The organism is Dictyoglomus sp., from assembly GCA_025060475.1.
Classification (GTDB): domain Bacteria; phylum Dictyoglomota; class Dictyoglomia; order Dictyoglomales; family Dictyoglomaceae; genus NZ13-RE01.
Genome location: JANXBZ010000004.1, coordinates 126817 through 141414, shown reverse-complemented (window position 1 = coordinate 141414; position 14598 = coordinate 126817). Strand labels below are relative to the sequence as shown.

General features: G+C 30.8%; 21 protein-coding genes. 13 read left to right on the top strand and 8 right to left on the bottom strand.

Annotation, left to right across the window (positions count from 1 at the left end; all coding sequences use genetic code 11):
* A partial coding sequence (locus NZ841_03480) for a DUF4038 domain-containing protein (protein ID MCS7201820.1) occupies positions 1 to 498 on the bottom strand: 498 nt, incomplete at its 3' end.
* Between the two features lie 152 nt (positions 499 to 650).
* On the opposite strand from NZ841_03480, the gene nuoE reads away from it, so the two are divergent.
* Positions 651 to 1112, top strand: coding sequence for an NADH-quinone oxidoreductase subunit NuoE (gene nuoE, locus NZ841_03475; GenBank protein ID MCS7201819.1), 462 nt, complete (start codon positions 651 to 653; stop codon positions 1110 to 1112).
* Positions 1109 to 2743: an NADH-quinone oxidoreductase subunit NuoF gene (gene nuoF, locus NZ841_03470; GenBank protein MCS7201818.1), complete on the top strand. Its 1635-nt coding sequence runs from the start codon at positions 1109 to 1111 to the stop codon at positions 2741 to 2743. Before nuoE ends, nuoF begins: the two co-directional genes overlap by 4 nt.
* 173 nt (positions 2744 to 2916) lie before the next feature.
* Here nuoF and NZ841_03465 read toward each other — a convergent pair whose 3' ends face one another.
* A complete protein-coding gene (locus NZ841_03465) occupies positions 2917 to 3786 on the bottom strand; it encodes a VIT1/CCC1 transporter family protein (GenBank protein ID MCS7201817.1) in 870 nt (289 codons plus the stop codon).
* 118 nt (positions 3787 to 3904) lie between these two features.
* Positions 3905 to 4621 (bottom strand): hypothetical protein, encoded by a 717-nt coding sequence (locus tag NZ841_03460; protein MCS7201816.1) that lies wholly within the window; start codon positions 4619 to 4621, stop codon positions 3905 to 3907.
* 129 nt (positions 4622 to 4750) lie between these two features.
* Between NZ841_03460 and NZ841_03455 the strand changes: the two genes are divergently transcribed.
* On the top strand, positions 4751 to 5944 hold the full coding sequence (locus tag NZ841_03455) for an ROK family transcriptional regulator (protein MCS7201815.1): 1194 nt from the start codon (positions 4751 to 4753) through the stop codon (positions 5942 to 5944).
* 15 nt (positions 5945 to 5959) lie between these two features.
* On the opposite strand, the gene NZ841_03450 is transcribed toward NZ841_03455, so the two are convergent.
* Positions 5960 to 6430 (bottom strand): hypothetical protein, encoded by a 471-nt coding sequence (locus tag NZ841_03450; GenBank protein MCS7201814.1) that lies wholly within the window; start codon positions 6428 to 6430, stop codon positions 5960 to 5962.
* A 17-nt stretch (positions 6431 to 6447) separates the two neighbouring features.
* Positions 6448 to 6633, bottom strand: a complete 186-nt coding sequence (locus NZ841_03445; GenBank protein ID MCS7201813.1) for a hypothetical protein — start codon at positions 6631 to 6633, stop codon at positions 6448 to 6450.
* Between the two features lie 108 nt (positions 6634 to 6741).
* Here NZ841_03445 and NZ841_03440 point away from each other — a divergent pair, with 108 nt between their 5' ends.
* Positions 6742 to 8139, top strand: coding sequence for a diguanylate cyclase (locus NZ841_03440; protein MCS7201812.1), 1398 nt, complete (start codon positions 6742 to 6744; stop codon positions 8137 to 8139).
* Here the strand turns inward: NZ841_03440 and NZ841_03435 are convergent.
* Complete coding sequence (locus NZ841_03435; protein ID MCS7201811.1) at positions 8120 to 8566, bottom strand: sigma-70 family RNA polymerase sigma factor; 447 nt, start codon at positions 8564 to 8566, stop codon at positions 8120 to 8122. The two genes, NZ841_03440 and NZ841_03435, sit on opposite strands and share 20 nt — an antisense overlap.
* A gap of 146 nt (positions 8567 to 8712) precedes the next feature.
* Here NZ841_03435 and dcd point away from each other — a divergent pair, with 146 nt between their 5' ends.
* From dcd to NZ841_03415, 4 genes are all read left to right on the top strand, one after another.
* The gene (dcd, locus tag NZ841_03430; GenBank protein ID MCS7201810.1) at positions 8713 to 9285 is read left to right on the top strand and encodes a dCTP deaminase; all 573 of its coding nucleotides are present in this window, start codon (positions 8713 to 8715) and stop codon (positions 9283 to 9285) included.
* Positions 9286 to 9288: 3 nt separating this feature from the next.
* Positions 9289 to 10659 carry a glucose-6-phosphate dehydrogenase gene (zwf, locus tag NZ841_03425; GenBank protein ID MCS7201809.1) on the top strand — a complete coding sequence of 457 codons (1371 nt, stop codon included), beginning with the start codon at positions 9289 to 9291 and terminating at the stop codon, positions 10657 to 10659.
* 139 nt (positions 10660 to 10798) lie between these two features.
* A complete protein-coding gene (locus NZ841_03420) occupies positions 10799 to 11008 on the top strand; it encodes a hypothetical protein (protein ID MCS7201808.1) in 210 nt (69 codons plus the stop codon).
* A gap of 35 nt (positions 11009 to 11043) precedes the next feature.
* Complete coding sequence (locus tag NZ841_03415) at positions 11044 to 11307, top strand: hypothetical protein (protein ID MCS7201807.1); 264 nt, start codon at positions 11044 to 11046, stop codon at positions 11305 to 11307.
* Between the two features lie 134 nt (positions 11308 to 11441).
* On the opposite strand, the gene NZ841_03410 is transcribed toward NZ841_03415, so the two are convergent.
* Positions 11442 to 12323 (bottom strand): hypothetical protein, encoded by an 882-nt coding sequence (locus NZ841_03410; GenBank protein MCS7201806.1) that lies wholly within the window; start codon positions 12321 to 12323, stop codon positions 11442 to 11444.
* A 74-nt stretch (positions 12324 to 12397) separates the two neighbouring features.
* On the opposite strand from NZ841_03410, the gene NZ841_03405 reads away from it, so the two are divergent.
* From NZ841_03405 to NZ841_03385, 5 genes are read left to right on the top strand one after another with little or no spacing between them, the layout of a single operon-like run.
* A complete protein-coding gene (locus NZ841_03405) occupies positions 12398 to 12619 on the top strand; it encodes a DUF1659 domain-containing protein (protein ID MCS7201805.1) in 222 nt (73 codons plus the stop codon).
* A gap of 20 nt (positions 12620 to 12639) precedes the next feature.
* On the top strand, positions 12640 to 12870 hold the full coding sequence (locus NZ841_03400) for a DUF2922 domain-containing protein (GenBank protein ID MCS7201804.1): 231 nt from the start codon (positions 12640 to 12642) through the stop codon (positions 12868 to 12870).
* A 45-nt stretch (positions 12871 to 12915) separates the two neighbouring features.
* A complete protein-coding gene (locus tag NZ841_03395) occupies positions 12916 to 13146 on the top strand; it encodes a hypothetical protein (GenBank protein MCS7201803.1) in 231 nt (76 codons plus the stop codon).
* Positions 13139 to 13474, top strand: a complete 336-nt coding sequence (locus NZ841_03390; GenBank protein ID MCS7201802.1) for a D-Ala-D-Ala carboxypeptidase family metallohydrolase — start codon at positions 13139 to 13141, stop codon at positions 13472 to 13474. Before NZ841_03395 ends, NZ841_03390 begins: the two co-directional genes overlap by 8 nt.
* A 1-nt stretch (position 13475) precedes the next feature.
* Positions 13476 to 13622 (top strand): YvrJ family protein, encoded by a 147-nt coding sequence (locus NZ841_03385; GenBank protein MCS7201801.1) that lies wholly within the window; start codon positions 13476 to 13478, stop codon positions 13620 to 13622.
* Between the two features lie 25 nt (positions 13623 to 13647).
* Here the strand turns inward: NZ841_03385 and prmA are convergent, their stop codons facing one another.
* Entirely contained in the window at positions 13648 to 14559 is a 912-nt protein-coding gene (gene prmA / locus NZ841_03380; GenBank protein MCS7201800.1) for a 50S ribosomal protein L11 methyltransferase, read from the bottom strand.
* Positions 14560 to 14598 lie beyond the last annotated feature (39 nt).

Sequence of the window (14598 nt, the reverse complement as noted above, 5' to 3'; positions counted from 1 at the left end):
TGTATCCCCTGAAATAATAAATATGGGATTATATTTCTTGAATTTTTCTATAACATAATATAAATAGTTTTCTAAACTTTCTTTAGGAATAACATGAGAAATTCCTCTTTCTGCCATCATTTTAGTTAGCCATGTGCCTGGTACATAATTACACCAAAGAACTACTAAGGCTGGTATGATTCCCTCTTCTATCATTATCTCTACCATATTCTCTGCTCTTTCAAAGTACTTTTCGTTTATTTTGTTAAAATTCCATTTTCCTTCTGGTGATACTTCAAAGGGATCTATATAGATATCTGTTTCGCTTCTATCCCATTGGGGAAGTATATCTATCTGTATTGCATTAAAACCTTGCATTTTCCTATATTTTAGATAATACTTCCATTCATCAAGGGATATATTTGTAAAGGCACTCCAACAGGTGTCAGCAAAATAAAAGAATTCTTTACCGCCTCTTACAAAATAATCTTTGGTTTCCGAGATCTTTGTTTTCTCCATAGTTAACTCTCCCTGAGGTATAGTTATTTATTATATTATATAATTTCCTCTTGTCGAGAATAGTTGAAATTACTTTTTTATTCTCCTTGACACTTCAATATATAATTGATATTCTTCTATAAGAAATATTCTTCTTTCTTTTAGGAGGCATTATGAGTACGAGGGAGGAAATTATTAAAAGTTTTCCTCAGAGTCAAGATTATATTTTAGAAATCCTCCATGCTCTTCAAGACAATAACCCATATAATTACTTAACTCCTGAAGATATTTCTGCTTGTGCTCGATATTTAAATCTTCCCTATAGTTATGTAGAGGGAGTAGCAACTTTTTACAGCATGTTTAGTTTAAAACCTCGAGGAAAATTTATAATAAGACTTTGTGATTCTCCTCCTTGTCACCTTATGGGTTCTGAATCTCTTTTGGAATATCTGAAGGAAAAGTTAGGGATAGATGTGGGAGAGACCACAAAGGATAAAATATTTACTCTAGAAATTACTAGCTGTTTAGGGGTTTGTGCGGTGGCTCCAGCTATTATGATAAATGATGAAGTATATGGGAATTTAACCCCTGAAAAAGTTGATAAAATCTTAGAAGAAAAGAGGGGTGGGTTATGACTATCCCAAGAAGTCATGTATTGATATCTATAGATGCTAATACTATCATTGCAGGAGTCAAAGAAGTTGAATCCGCACTTATAGAAGAGCTAAAAAGAAGAAAATTGGATAAAGAAATTTGCGTTGTAGAAACGGGAACTCTTGGAATAATTGGAAAAGGAGTAATAATGGTTGTATATCCTGAAGGAGTATTTTATGGAAATGTAAAGGTTGAGGATATACCAGAATTGGTAGAGGAACATTTTATTAAAGGAAGGCCATTAAAGAGATTGATTATAACTGCTACACCTCCGCCGTTTGTATCTAGAGAAGAGGTAGGACTAACTAAAAAGCAGACAAGAATAGTCTTGAAAAATAGTGGAGTTATAAATCCTGAAAGTATAGAAGAATATATTGCAGTGGGAGGATTTTCTGCTTTAGAAAAGGCATTAACAGAAATGACTCCTGATGATGTAATCTTAGAAGTAAAGAATTCTGGTCTTAGAGGAAGAGGAGGAGCGGGCTTTCCTACTGGTCTGAAATGGGAATTTACAAGGAAAGCTCAGGGAGATGAGAAATACATTTTATGTAACGCAGATGAGGGAGAGCCAGGAACTTTTAAAGATAGGCTTATTCTTGAGGGAGATCCCTATAGAATTGTGGAAGGGATGACTTTAGCAGGATATGCTATAGGAGCAAGGTTGGGATACATTTACATTAGAGGAGAATATAAGCTTTCTATAGAAAGGATACAAAAAGCCATAGATACCGCAAGAAGTTACGGACTTTTGGGAGAAAATATTCTTGGGACTAACTTTTCTTTTGATATTTATATTAAAAAAGGTGCAGGAGCTTATATTTGTGGAGAAGAAACCGCACTTATTGAATCTTTAGAAGGAAAAAGAGGAATTCCAAGAATAAAACCTCCCTATCCTGTGATAAAAGGACTCTGGGAAAAGCCCACTTCAGTTAACAATGTGGAAACCTTAGCAAATGTTCCTGATATTATTCTAAATGGTGCCCAGTGGTTTAGACAATTTGGAACGGAGAAATGTCCTGGAACAAAAGTATATACAATTCTTGGAAATGTTGTTAATGCTGGACTTATAGAAGTAGAAATGGGAACAACATTAAGAGAAATTATCTTTCAATATGGTGGTGGAATTCAAGAAGGAAAGAAATTTAAATGTGCCTTAGTAGGGGGAGCTGCTGGAGCTTTCTTAGGAGAGGAAATGTTAGATGTTAAGATGGACTTTGATAATTTGAAGGAATATGCAGCAGTGTTGGGATCTGGTGCTATTTTAGTCATGAATGAATCCGCCTGTATTGTGGATATGATGAAAAGTGTTCTTCGCTTTTTTAAACATGAATCTTGTGGAAGGTGTATTCCTTGTAGAGTAGGAACTAAGAAATTGGTAGATATAATTGAAAAAATTGCGCATTTAGAGGGAGAAGATAAGGATTTAGAAGAGATGGAAAGTATAAGTTTAGTTATGAGAGATACATCTTTCTGTCCTTTGGGACAGTCAGTATATTTACCCATAAGTTCTGCTCTTAAATATTTTAAAGATGAATTTATAGCTCATTATAAAGAGAAATACTGTGTTGCGGGAAGATGTAAGGAGAAGAAAATTTTAGTTGAGAGAATATAAAAATAGGAAGGATTTTTATTTAATCTTATACTTCAATTCCGAAATCTCTTTTTAAGAGAAAGGGAAGAGATTTATAGATTTTATCTTCGAGTTGGAATCTAACATTATGAAAGAATTTGCCTAATTCTTTTGATAGCCTATTAAAATTTTTCCTTATTGAGGTCAAAGTACTCTTATATTTCTATTCCTAAAATTCTTTTTATTAAAAGTCCAATTATAAAGGTTATTAAGGAAACAGAAAGAATAATAAAGGACATTTCGAAGAATCGTTTTTTAAATTCTTTATCTTGAGCTATAGAAACATAAAAGGTAAAGAAAATAACAAGACAAAGAGCCAAAATTAAGGTGAAAATAAAGGAAATTATATAGTTTTTAAATAAGAAATAGGGAAGAATTAAAAAGAATACAGACAAAATATACGTAAATCCTGTGATAATAGATGCTTTTATAGGATTTTTACCTTCTCCTTCGGTCTTTGTTGATAAATATTCAGAACCTGCCATTGATAGAGATGCTGAAATTCCAGTGACAAGCACTGAAAGAGCAACAAGAGAATTGTTTCTTAGAGAAAAGGTTAATCCTGCGAGGGTACCTGTAAGTTCTACTAAGGCATCACTTAATCCCAAAACCATGGAGCCTATATATTTTAGTCTTTCCTCATCTAAGATTCCCAAAAGTTCTTCTTCATGTTCCTTTTCATCACTAACAATTTCTTTTATCTCAGGGAAGTTTTTTAGTACTTCCTCATACTTTTTTTGGGCAAATTTCTCTCCCCTCTCCATTAATTTTAGTCCAAAGGTAAATCCCAAAATTTTTATAATAATAAAATAGAACCATATCTTGAAAGTATTAGGTTTTACATCTTTTTTAGATATATCTCTTAGTCTTCTATAATGTTCCTTCTCTTCTTTTGATAATTTTATTAATATTTCTTTATTGTGACGATCTTTTATTCTTTCAGAAAGTTTAAGATAAATAAAATGTTCAGTGATTTCGTTTTTTTGTAAATTTAATATTTTCTTTTCTATTTTCTCCTCTTTCATAATAGTTTTATTCTATAAGAATGTCTTTAAAAATTCTAGACTCTTTTAAGAGATTTAAGATTTTATGATTTTTTTAATTTTTGTTTACAAATAAAAATTGGAATCAAAAATATTTTCTTTAAATTTGCTTTTTTCTTAATTTCTCTATCCAGCTCTTAATTCTTTTTGGAATCTCTTCAAATAGATCTTTCCATGGAACATATAATTCCTTTTCTGGGATAAATTCTTTTATGAAGTTAAATGTAGGCTTAAAAGCAAATCTTTTTAGGTAAATTTCTACTAATTTATCATCCTCAGGTGTTTTTTCAATTAATCCATGAAACATAGATTTGATAAGAATACCACCCTTTCCAGCCTTCTTCTTACATGGGACAATAAACATTAGATATTTCAAAAAAAGAGATTGAAACCAGGAAGGAGATGGGGCAAAGGCATGTTTCCCTGGTTGGGAGTAAAGAATAGGGTGGGTTCCTATTATTTTTACTCCTTTCATTTCTTTGTAGTTACCATGCCAACTTGCTTCAACTTTTGTTATTTTTTCATCCTTTATATATACCCATACATGTTCCAATTCGTAGAGATGCTGAATATCCCAATCCCAATATATAGCATATTCTATTGCTATCTCATTCTCTGATAATTTTATATCTCTTGAAAAAGAGGGACTTCTTCCAGATGTTCTAAAAATAGTATACCCAATTCTTACTGGAAAAAAAGGTTCCTTTTCATCAAATTTTATAATTGGCGCATATTTTAGTACTAAATCTAGTTCCTCCTCCCCAAAGGCGAGATTTATTAAAATAAGTAAAAATAATAAAATTAAAATTAACTTCATAGTCTTGTTCTCCTTAATAGACAATAATAATATATTACAAGATTTATTGTAAAGATATTTAATAATTGACTATAAATATTGAAAAGAGTAATATTTTCTTATAAAGAAAATTTTAAAAGGAGTGATATGATGAGATCTATTAATATTAAGAAAATGAGAGAATCAAATATATCTTTGGTTCTAAATACCATTAGAACCAAAGGTCCTATTTCTCGATACGATATATCAAAAATAACTAATCTTAGTCCTTCTGCAGTTTCAAGTATTGTAGAGGTTTTATTGGATTTTGGGTTTATTAAGGAGACCCCTGCAAAGGAAACAAAAGTTGGGAGAAGACCTATAGAGCTTTCTATGAATGATTCGAATCTATATCCTATGGGGATTGAGATTGAAAACGATAGGGTAACGGGGATAGTTATGAATTTGAGAGGAGAAATTATAAAAAAGGAAGTCATTTTTTTAGATTCCAATTTAGAATATCAAAATATATTAAACAAAGTAGTAGAAGTTTATAAAATTTTAAAAAAGGATTTTCTTATTGAAGAAATAATGGGTTTAGGAATTGCAGTACCAGGTTCCTTAGATAGAAAAAATGGAATTTGTATTTTTGCTCCAAATCTTTTCTGGAAAAATGTTCCTATAAAACCCTATCTTTCTCAATATATCACTGATACTCCCATTTTTTTAGAGCATATAACAAAGGCAGCTACTCTAGGAGAACTTTGGTTTGGTGCTGGGATAGGAAAGGAAAATATTATCTGTGTTAGGGTTGGTAGTGGAATAAGTGCTGGGTTTGTGATAAATGGTAGTTTATATAGAGGATTTTCTGATAGAGCAGGAGAATTTGGACATACTGTTATAGAAAGGGATGGAAAGAAATGTCGCTGTGGAAACTATGGGTGTTTAGAAACCTATGTGTCAACTCAAGTACTGATAGATAAAGTTTTAGACGGTCTTAAAAACAGAGCTTATACTCAAGTATCTATGGAAGATAAAAATAGGGAAAAAATATTAGGAGAAATAATAAAAGCGGGAAAAAGTGGGGACAGATTTATTCTCAATATATTTGATGAGATGGGAGACTATCTTGGTATTGGAATAGCAAATCTTGTTAATATCTTTAATCCTGAATTAGTTATAGTAGCAGGAGGCCTTGCAAAAGCGGGAGATCTTTTATTAAATCCTGTCAGACATGCTCTAAAACTTCATGCCTTTCCTCCACTTCCTGAGGTTATAACTTCAAAATTAGGAGAATATACTTGTGTAGTTGGAGCTGCCACTTGTGTTATAGAAAATAAATTTTCTCAGATGATTGTTTATTAATTTTCCTGGATTTTTTTATGTTTTCTTAAATCCCTTAATTAACATTAAAACTCCAATTAAAATAAATAAAATTGGTATTACAATGTTTAAATACATTGCAAGCCTTTGTTGAAATATTAATATTAAACTTAATCCTGTTAAGATAAATCCAGGATACAAAGGCCAGTATCTTTCTCCATAATCTTTTGAGGGAAGTTTTGATGTATGAAGTAAGAAAACAAAGATAAAAGCTAAGCCTAAGAAAAGAAGAAAATAAATTCCTCCTATATTCCAAGTTTTCTCTAAAATAGTAAAGGTTCCAATAGCAAGAAATATTAATCCTGGGATTAAAAAGCCAAGATTTCTTCCCCATTTATAATATGCATATAAAAATCCAAGGGCAAAGATAAAAAGAATAGCTGAACCTGGAATAAGATTAAAGTTTATCAGAATTAAAAATATTCCAAAAGAAATCAAAATAATTCCCAAAAGCTTTTGAGTTTCCATAATTTTCTCCTCTTGATTTACATAAACTCTCTTTTCATTCTTCTTAATATATATATAAGGCCAATAATAGTTATTGCCATAACCACTAAATTTAAATAGAATTCAAAGGGATATCTTCCTTGTATAAGATAATAAATTAAAACAAGAATTTCTAAAATTAATCCCCAAAATAATATAACTAATATGGGTCTATATATATCCATGGCTTAATTTTAGCATATTTAAACAAAATTTTCTATTTGAAAATATTTTTAGTTTTTACTAAATTGGAGTTATAATAAAATAACAAAAGTATAAGGGAGAAGAATCATATGCGAAGGGATTTCGAAAAAGAACTCTATAAAAAACTTATATTAGATTCCATAGAAGAACACATAGTATATTATGATAGAAACATGAATATTCTTTATGCAAATGAATCTGCAGGAAGATCTATTAATCTTTCTCCTGAAGACTTAATAGGAAGACGTTGTTATGAACTTTGGCACAAAAGAGAAGATATTTGTCAAAGTTGTCCTGTTAAAAGATCTATGGAAACAGGAAAGATGGAAGAAGGGGAGATAGTATCCTTTGATGGTAGAGTCTGGTATATAAAGGGTTATCCTGTAAAGAATGAGCGGGGAGAAATTGTTGGGGCAGTGGAAATTACTCAGGAAATAACAGAAAAAAAGAAAATGGAAGAGGAAATTAAGTATTTAAGCTTTCATGATAAACTTACAGGATTATATAATAGAGCCTTTTTTGAAGAGGAATTGAAAAGACTTGATACAAAAAGACAACTTCCTTTAAGTATAATTATGGGAGATTTAAATGGATTAAAACTTGTCAACGACGCCTTTGGTCATAAAGAGGGGGATAATCTTTTAATAAGCATTTCTAAGATTCTTAGAAATTCCTGTAGAAAGGAAGATATTATATCAAGATGGGGAGGAGATGAATTTATTATTCTCCTTCCCAAAACTGATAGATTTACTGCTCAAAGGGTATGCGAAAGAATTAAGAAAAACTGTGAAAATTATAATAATCACAATAACAATTTAATACAATTAAGTATATCCTTGGGCTTTGCTACAAAAGAAAGAGAAGAGGAAAAGGTTGAAGATATTTTAAGACTTGCAGAAGATAGGATGTATAGAAATAAATTAATCGAAGGAAAAAGCTTTAGAGATTCTGTGATTTCTTCCCTTAAGAATTTTCTTTGGGAAAATAGTTTTGAAAGTAGATCCCATGAGGAGAAGATAAAGGAATTATCTTTGAGAATTGCAGATTTTCTCTATCTTTCTGATGTGGAAAGGGAAGAATTAACTCTTCTTGCTCATTTCCATGATGTTGGAGAAATTGCTATTCCCAAGGAAATTTTGAAAAAACCTGATAAACTTACCTCCGAAGAATGGAAGGAGATAAAAACCCATCCTGAAGTGGGATATAGGATTGCGGAAGCATCTCACGAATTAGCTCATATTGCTTCTTTAATTCTTTCCCATCATGAATGGTGGAATGGTTCTGGGTATCCTCAAGGGCTGAGAGGAGAAGAGATTCCTCTTGTTTCAAGAATTTTCTCCATTGTAGATGCCTATGAAGTTATGACTTCAGGAAGACCTTATAAAAAGAAGAAAACAAAAGAAGAAGCAATAGAAGAAATAAAAAGATATGCAGGAATCCAGTTTGATCCTAAATTAGTAGAAGCTTTTATACATGTAATTTGTTGACTTTTAATTTATTTAAAGCTCTTTTTTTATAAGTTCTTACACTTCTTCTTGATATTTTTAAATACTTTGCAGTTTCTCTTTCGCTATATCTTGAAAAATATAAAAGATTTATAACTTCCCTTTCTCTCTTGGAAAGTTTTCTCAAGTTTATTTTTCTTTCTAATTCGTAATTTTCAAAAGCTAAATTTTCATAATAATTATTCTGGGAAATTATTTTCTTTTTATAATGTAAAAGCTCATAATAAAGACTCTTTTTTAGATAGCTGGATAAAGAGCCTTTAGTTTCATCATGTTTTTTTAGAAGTTGTAAAAGTATTGTTTCTCCTTGTTGTTTCCAATCTTCCCACTCTATTTCCTTAGAATGTAGAAGATAGAGATATTTATAAAGAAGAGGTTTGTAAGCTAAATATAAACTATTATAATCCATCTTGCCCTCCCTTTTTCCAATTTATCCTATTATATTTACTTATAGTAAAAATTTCAAGCATATTTTTTACTTTTAGTCAAGGGTGATATGTATTATATAAAATATAAGGTATAATATAAAAAATTTATAAAAGGGAGGTTTAAAGATTGATTCTTAGCGATAGGGATATAAAAAATTATTTAGAAAGGGGAGAGTTAATAATAGAGCCTTTAGAGAATCCCGAGGAACAGATTCAGCCTTCCTCTGTGGACTTAAGACTGGGAAATTCTTTTTTACATTTTAGAGTGGAAGGAAGAGCCTTTATAGATCCATCAAAGGATAATCCCTCAGAACTTATGGAAATAATTGAAGTTAGAGATAAAGAACCTTTCTTTTTAAGACCTGGAGAATTTGTTTTGGGAACAACTATTGAGACTGTAAGACTTCCTGATTTTCTTGTGGCAAGGGTGGATGGTAGATCTAGTCTTGGAAGGTTGGGAATAATAGTCCATGCTACTGCAGGATATGTGGATCCTGGATTTTGTGGACAGATTACCTTGGAACTTTCTAACATAAATAGGGTTCCTGTGGCATTATATCCAGGGATGAGAATATGCCAAATATCTTTTTATAAGCTAACAACTCCAGCAGAAGTTCCCTATTATAAAAAGAAGGGAAGTAAATACCAAAACCAAAAGGGTCCCACTGCTAGCAGATTAAATATAGATTTTAAGGGGTAAAAGATGAGAGATTTTAATATATTTATCTTGGGAGGGTTAGGAGATTTAGCAAGAAAAAAGATTTATCCTGCACTATATAATCTTTTTAAAAACTTTCGTCTTTTAAATTGTAAGAAAATCATTGGAACAGGAAGAAGAGAAAATATTGGAAAAAAAGAGTTCATTGATATTATCTCAAAGGAAGTTTCTTCTGATAATTCATTTTTATCTCTTTTGGAGTATGTTAATCTGAATTTGGAAAAAGAAGAAGACTACAAAAATTTAAAAGATTTTATATCAGAAGAAGAGTTAATCTTTTATCTTGCTATTCCTCCTTTTACTTTTAAAGATACTTTAAGAAATCTAGGAAAATTTTTAAAAAATTTTAAGAATCCGAGAAAGATAATTATAGAAAAACCATTTGGAATGGATCTTACCTCTGCTAAGGAATTAAATTTACTACTTAAAGAATATTTTGAGGAAAAAGAAATATATAGGATTGATCATTTCTTAGGAAAGGAGACGGTTCAAAATATATTTGGATTAAGATTTTCCAATATCATCTTTGAAGGGATATGGAATAGAAATTTTATAGATCATGTGCAGATATCCGCATTGGAGGACATAGGAGTTGAGGGAAGGGCAAATTATTACGATAAAGTAGGGGCCTTAAGGGATATGGTACAAAATCATCTTCTTCAGATTCTAACCCTTATTGCCATGGAACCTCCCTGCTGTATTGAAGAAAGGGCTATAAGAGATGAAAAAATAAAAGTTTTAAGAAGCATTAGAGAAATAAAATATGAAGAAGTTTCCAAATATGCAGTAAGGGGACAATACGAAGGATATAAAGAAGAGAGGGGAGTTCTAGAAAATTCCAAAACAGAAACTTATTGTGCCTTAAAGATCTATATAGATAACTTAAGATGGGATGGTGTTCCTTTTTATCTAAGGACAGGAAAAAAACTTTGTAAAAAGGATACCTCTGCCATAGTAGTATTTAAAAAAATTCCAGGACTTTTTTCAAAAATATTAGATTGTATTCCCGAAGAGGATATTATTGGTTTTAAAATATCACCAGAGAATAAAATAATATTAAGATTTCAACTTAGACCTTTAGGTAAGAGTATATTATCCTGTCCCCTTCCTAATATAATGGAATGGTCTGCTCCTAATATAGATGCTTATGAGACTTTATTTATTGATATAATAGAAGGAGATCAGACTTTATTTATAAGGGATGATGAAATAGAAAAATCTTGGGAGATTATTCAGCCCATTTTAGAATTTTGGAAAGAAGATCCCAATATTCCTATTTATAAAGTGGGCTCCTTTGGCCCTAAAGAAGCAGAGGAATTCATTAGAAAAGATGGAAGAGAGTGGAAAAATTTCTAGATTATAAAAATGTAGATTGAGCTAAATGAATAATTTAAAAAGGCTTTAGATTTAATGGAGAATACGAATAAACAGGAAAATCTACTAAATTGTGTGGATTATTTTTTAAGATTAAATGGAAGGGAAAAGGGAGTTCCCTTTGAAGGATGAAAAATTTATAAATCTTTTAAATGAGATAAGAAGAAATATGGTAACCGATGAGAGCTTAGAGTTATTAAATAGTAGAGTGGTGAAGGATTCAATTTCTTTTGAGGATTACATGATTTGTCTCACTCCTTGTAATGAGACTGCAGCAAAGATAAATATGGAACAACTAAAGAATTTAAAAGGGAAAAATATGAGTGGATAGCAAGCATAAAAGGGGACATAAAGGTTGCTCAGGTTATGATGCTTAATAATGATAGCTTGGGAAGATGGGTGAATGGTTCTGTAGGAAAGGTTGTTGATATAAAATCGGGAGAGATAATAAGAGTTGAATTTCCTCAGGGAAGAATTGAAGAAGTTTTTCCTTATACTTGGGAAATCCTTCATTATATTTATGATGAAGAAAGGAAAACCATTGATACAGAAGTGGTAGGTTCTTTTACTCAATATCCCTTAAAATTAGCATGGGCGGTAACTATTCATAAAAGTCAGGGAAAAACATAAAGTGGGTGAGTATGAATATAAAGGAAAATCATTTTTGGGAGTTTATGCCTACTGTTTTGAAAGAAAAGAAAATAGGGTTTTCCGAATAGATAGAATTTTGGAGCTGAAAACTCAGGCTTCTTAATTTTCTTCTTCTATTTCATTTTCCATTTTCTCAAAAATGATTTTCTAACAAAATCAGGAAATTCTCCTTTTTTTTCATGCCAGATTCTCAGCCATTCCCTTGTTTTTTCATCTCCCAAATTTCCTGAGCCAAAATCCTTTCCCTCTATTATGTATCTTTCATCTTCCCTTATTCTTTTAATTTTTTCTTCCCTAATTGCCTTTGCTATTATGGAGGCACATCGGGTTTCTAAGAATTTCTCCTCAGAATTATTTTCTATTATGATCTCTGAAGGAATATTTTTTAAAAATTCTCTTAAGGATTTTCCTATACCATAGTCATCTATAACTATTCTAACTTCTGATGGATCTATCCTCTTTAAAAGATTATTTATCAATTTTTTATATCCTCTATCCATTAATACATTAATATTAAATTTATCCAGTTCCCTTTCTGATATCTCCAAATACTCAAAATGAAATTCCTTTAATAGTTTTAATTCTTGATAAATTCTATTCCAATAATAAAAATCATGGCTCTTTTTTGTATCTGACGCATTTATTATGTAATCAATTTTATTAAAAAGTTCTCTCTTAAATAAAACTCCCACTAAGATTAATGGACCAACAATTTCTCCCTTTCCTGTCTCATCAAATCCCATAAGATAATTTTTTGTGGGAATCTCAAATCTTCCTCCCAAAAGGGAATCTATTTTTTCCCAAATTTTTTTAATTTCCTCTGAAGGGGTAGAATATAAAGTTCCTGTTTTATAATAAATAAAAGTAGAGGAAAGAAGTTTTATCCTCCATAATTCATATTCACTTTTTGGTGCTTCCTCTATTCCACCAGCGCTTATAAGAAAATTTTTGATCCTATCTCCCTCTAAAATTCTTTTCCAACTTCTTCCTACCATGTTTTCATTATATCATTATGTCGCCCACATTCCCCCTATATTTAATAGAAAGCTTGAGGAAAGGAGGTGAAAAAATGCCAGTAAATTCTATTCCCTATAATTCTCGTTTGATTTTAAGGGTTCAGGTGGGAACCCAGCAGGGGAATCCTGTTGTAAGAAGTAGAAGTTTTAATAACGTGAAACCAAGTGCGTCTGATTCCTCTGTATTTTCTATCGCTCAAAAATTAGCAAGCCTTCAGAAGTATCCTTTGGTAAAAATCATTAGGACCAATGATGAAGAGTTAGTAGAACTATAATTTAAAGGAGGTGAGAAGGGATGGCATCATTATCTTCAAGAAAGTATATAAGATTTATTTTCTTAGATAGTGGAGGAGGAAGATTTACTCTAAGAATTCCTGATCCCAAGGATGATGTAACAGAACAAGAACTCTTGGAAACAATGGACCTTATTATAAGTCAGAATATCTTCCAGGGAAGATCAGGAGATTTGGTAGCAAAGGTAGATGCAAGGGTTATAGAAACAAATATTAGCGATTATTATGATTAATCTTTACGGCGGGAGAAATCCCGCCGTAATCTGGGAGGGTATAAAATGCTTGAAGCCTTAGTTAACAAGTTAAAATTTAAGTTTAGTTTTCTTTATCAATCTTTTCCTAATTATACCTGTAAAATTTGTAAAAGTAAAAAGAATTTTATGTTTTTTATAGACGATATTCCTGTATGTCCTGAGTGTCTTCCTGTATTTTTTGAAAAGGAATTTCTTCCCTTATTAATTTCAAAAATTATTTTAGCAGTTAAAAATCCAGAGGTGAGGGATGTTTGAAATTAATGAGGTAAAAGTATCGAAAAACTTTTATTTAAAAGATTTCCAATGTAGATGTTGTAAAAGGGTAATGATTCATCCTCTTCTTTTGGATAAATTAGAAAAACTTTATCAATTGAGTAAAGGAAATTTTAAAATTACTAGTGGATATAGATGTGAATCTCATAATAAAAAAATAGGAGGAGTTTTAAATTCTAAACATACCAAGGGATGTGCCTGTGATATAACTTCTGAGAATATAAAGGAAATTTTTGAAATAATTAAAAGCTTAGGCTTTTCCTTTATTAAATTGGATGAAAAGAAAAATTATATCCATGTGGAGGTTTAAAATGGATGAGTTAGTAAAAATAATAAGTAATTTAGGTTTTCCCATTGTGGTTTCCTTAATTCTTCTTTTAAGAATAGAGTATAGATTGGAAAGTTTAACGAGAGCTATTCAAGATTTATCTCAGGCAATAATATCCATAAAGGGATAAGGAAAGATAATAAAGGGAAGCAAGGTCAAATCTTGCTTCCTAATTTACTTACAATTAGAAACCAAGAATTTTTCTCTCTTATATCTAAAATTCTTAGATCGTTTTCTTTTAATGTATCTACCACATCCTTTAATCTACTTTCAATAATTCCCGAAGAGATAAATATAGTGTTTTCTTTCATTATTCTTTTTATATCCCTAGTAAGTCTAATTATGGTGTCAGAAACTATATTTGCTAATATTAAATCAAATTTATCTTCTATTCCCTCGATTAAGTCCCTTTTTATTATCTCAATATTTTCATTATTTAAAATTGCATTTTTCTTTGCTACTTCAATAGCTATATCATCTATATCCAAAGCTAAAACCCTTCTGGCACCAAGTTTTTTTGCTGTTATTGCTAAAATTCCCGATCCCGTTCCCACATCAATAACCTCCATTCCCTTTTTTAAAAATTCTTGTAGGGCCATAATACATAAGATTGTAGTTTCATGGGTTCCTGTTCCAAAAGCCATTCCAGGATTAATTTTTACTACCACTTTGTTTTTTTCTTTATATTCTTCCCAAGAGGGAACAATTACTATATTCCCAATTTCCACAGGCTTATAATACTTTTTCCAAGCTTTTGCCCAGTCCTCTTCATCTAAAAAACGGATTTCTATTTCTCCCTTTCCCGTATCAAGATAATGGGAGATTAAAGTTAATCCTTCTTTTATATGAAATAAAATTTCATTGATATTAATATTTTCAGGAAAATATGCTTTTATTAAGGTGTAATCTCTCTTAAGGAGTTCTTCATCTATATAGTCCCAAGACAGGGAACTCTCTATAATTCCATCCTCAATAGAAACTCCCTTTGCTCCCATTCCTTCTAATAGGTTATAAATAGCATCTTCTGCTTCTTTTTTTGTCTTAATGATTACTTCAATCCACTTCATAATAGTATAATTATATACAAAACTTATGGGAGGGAAAGA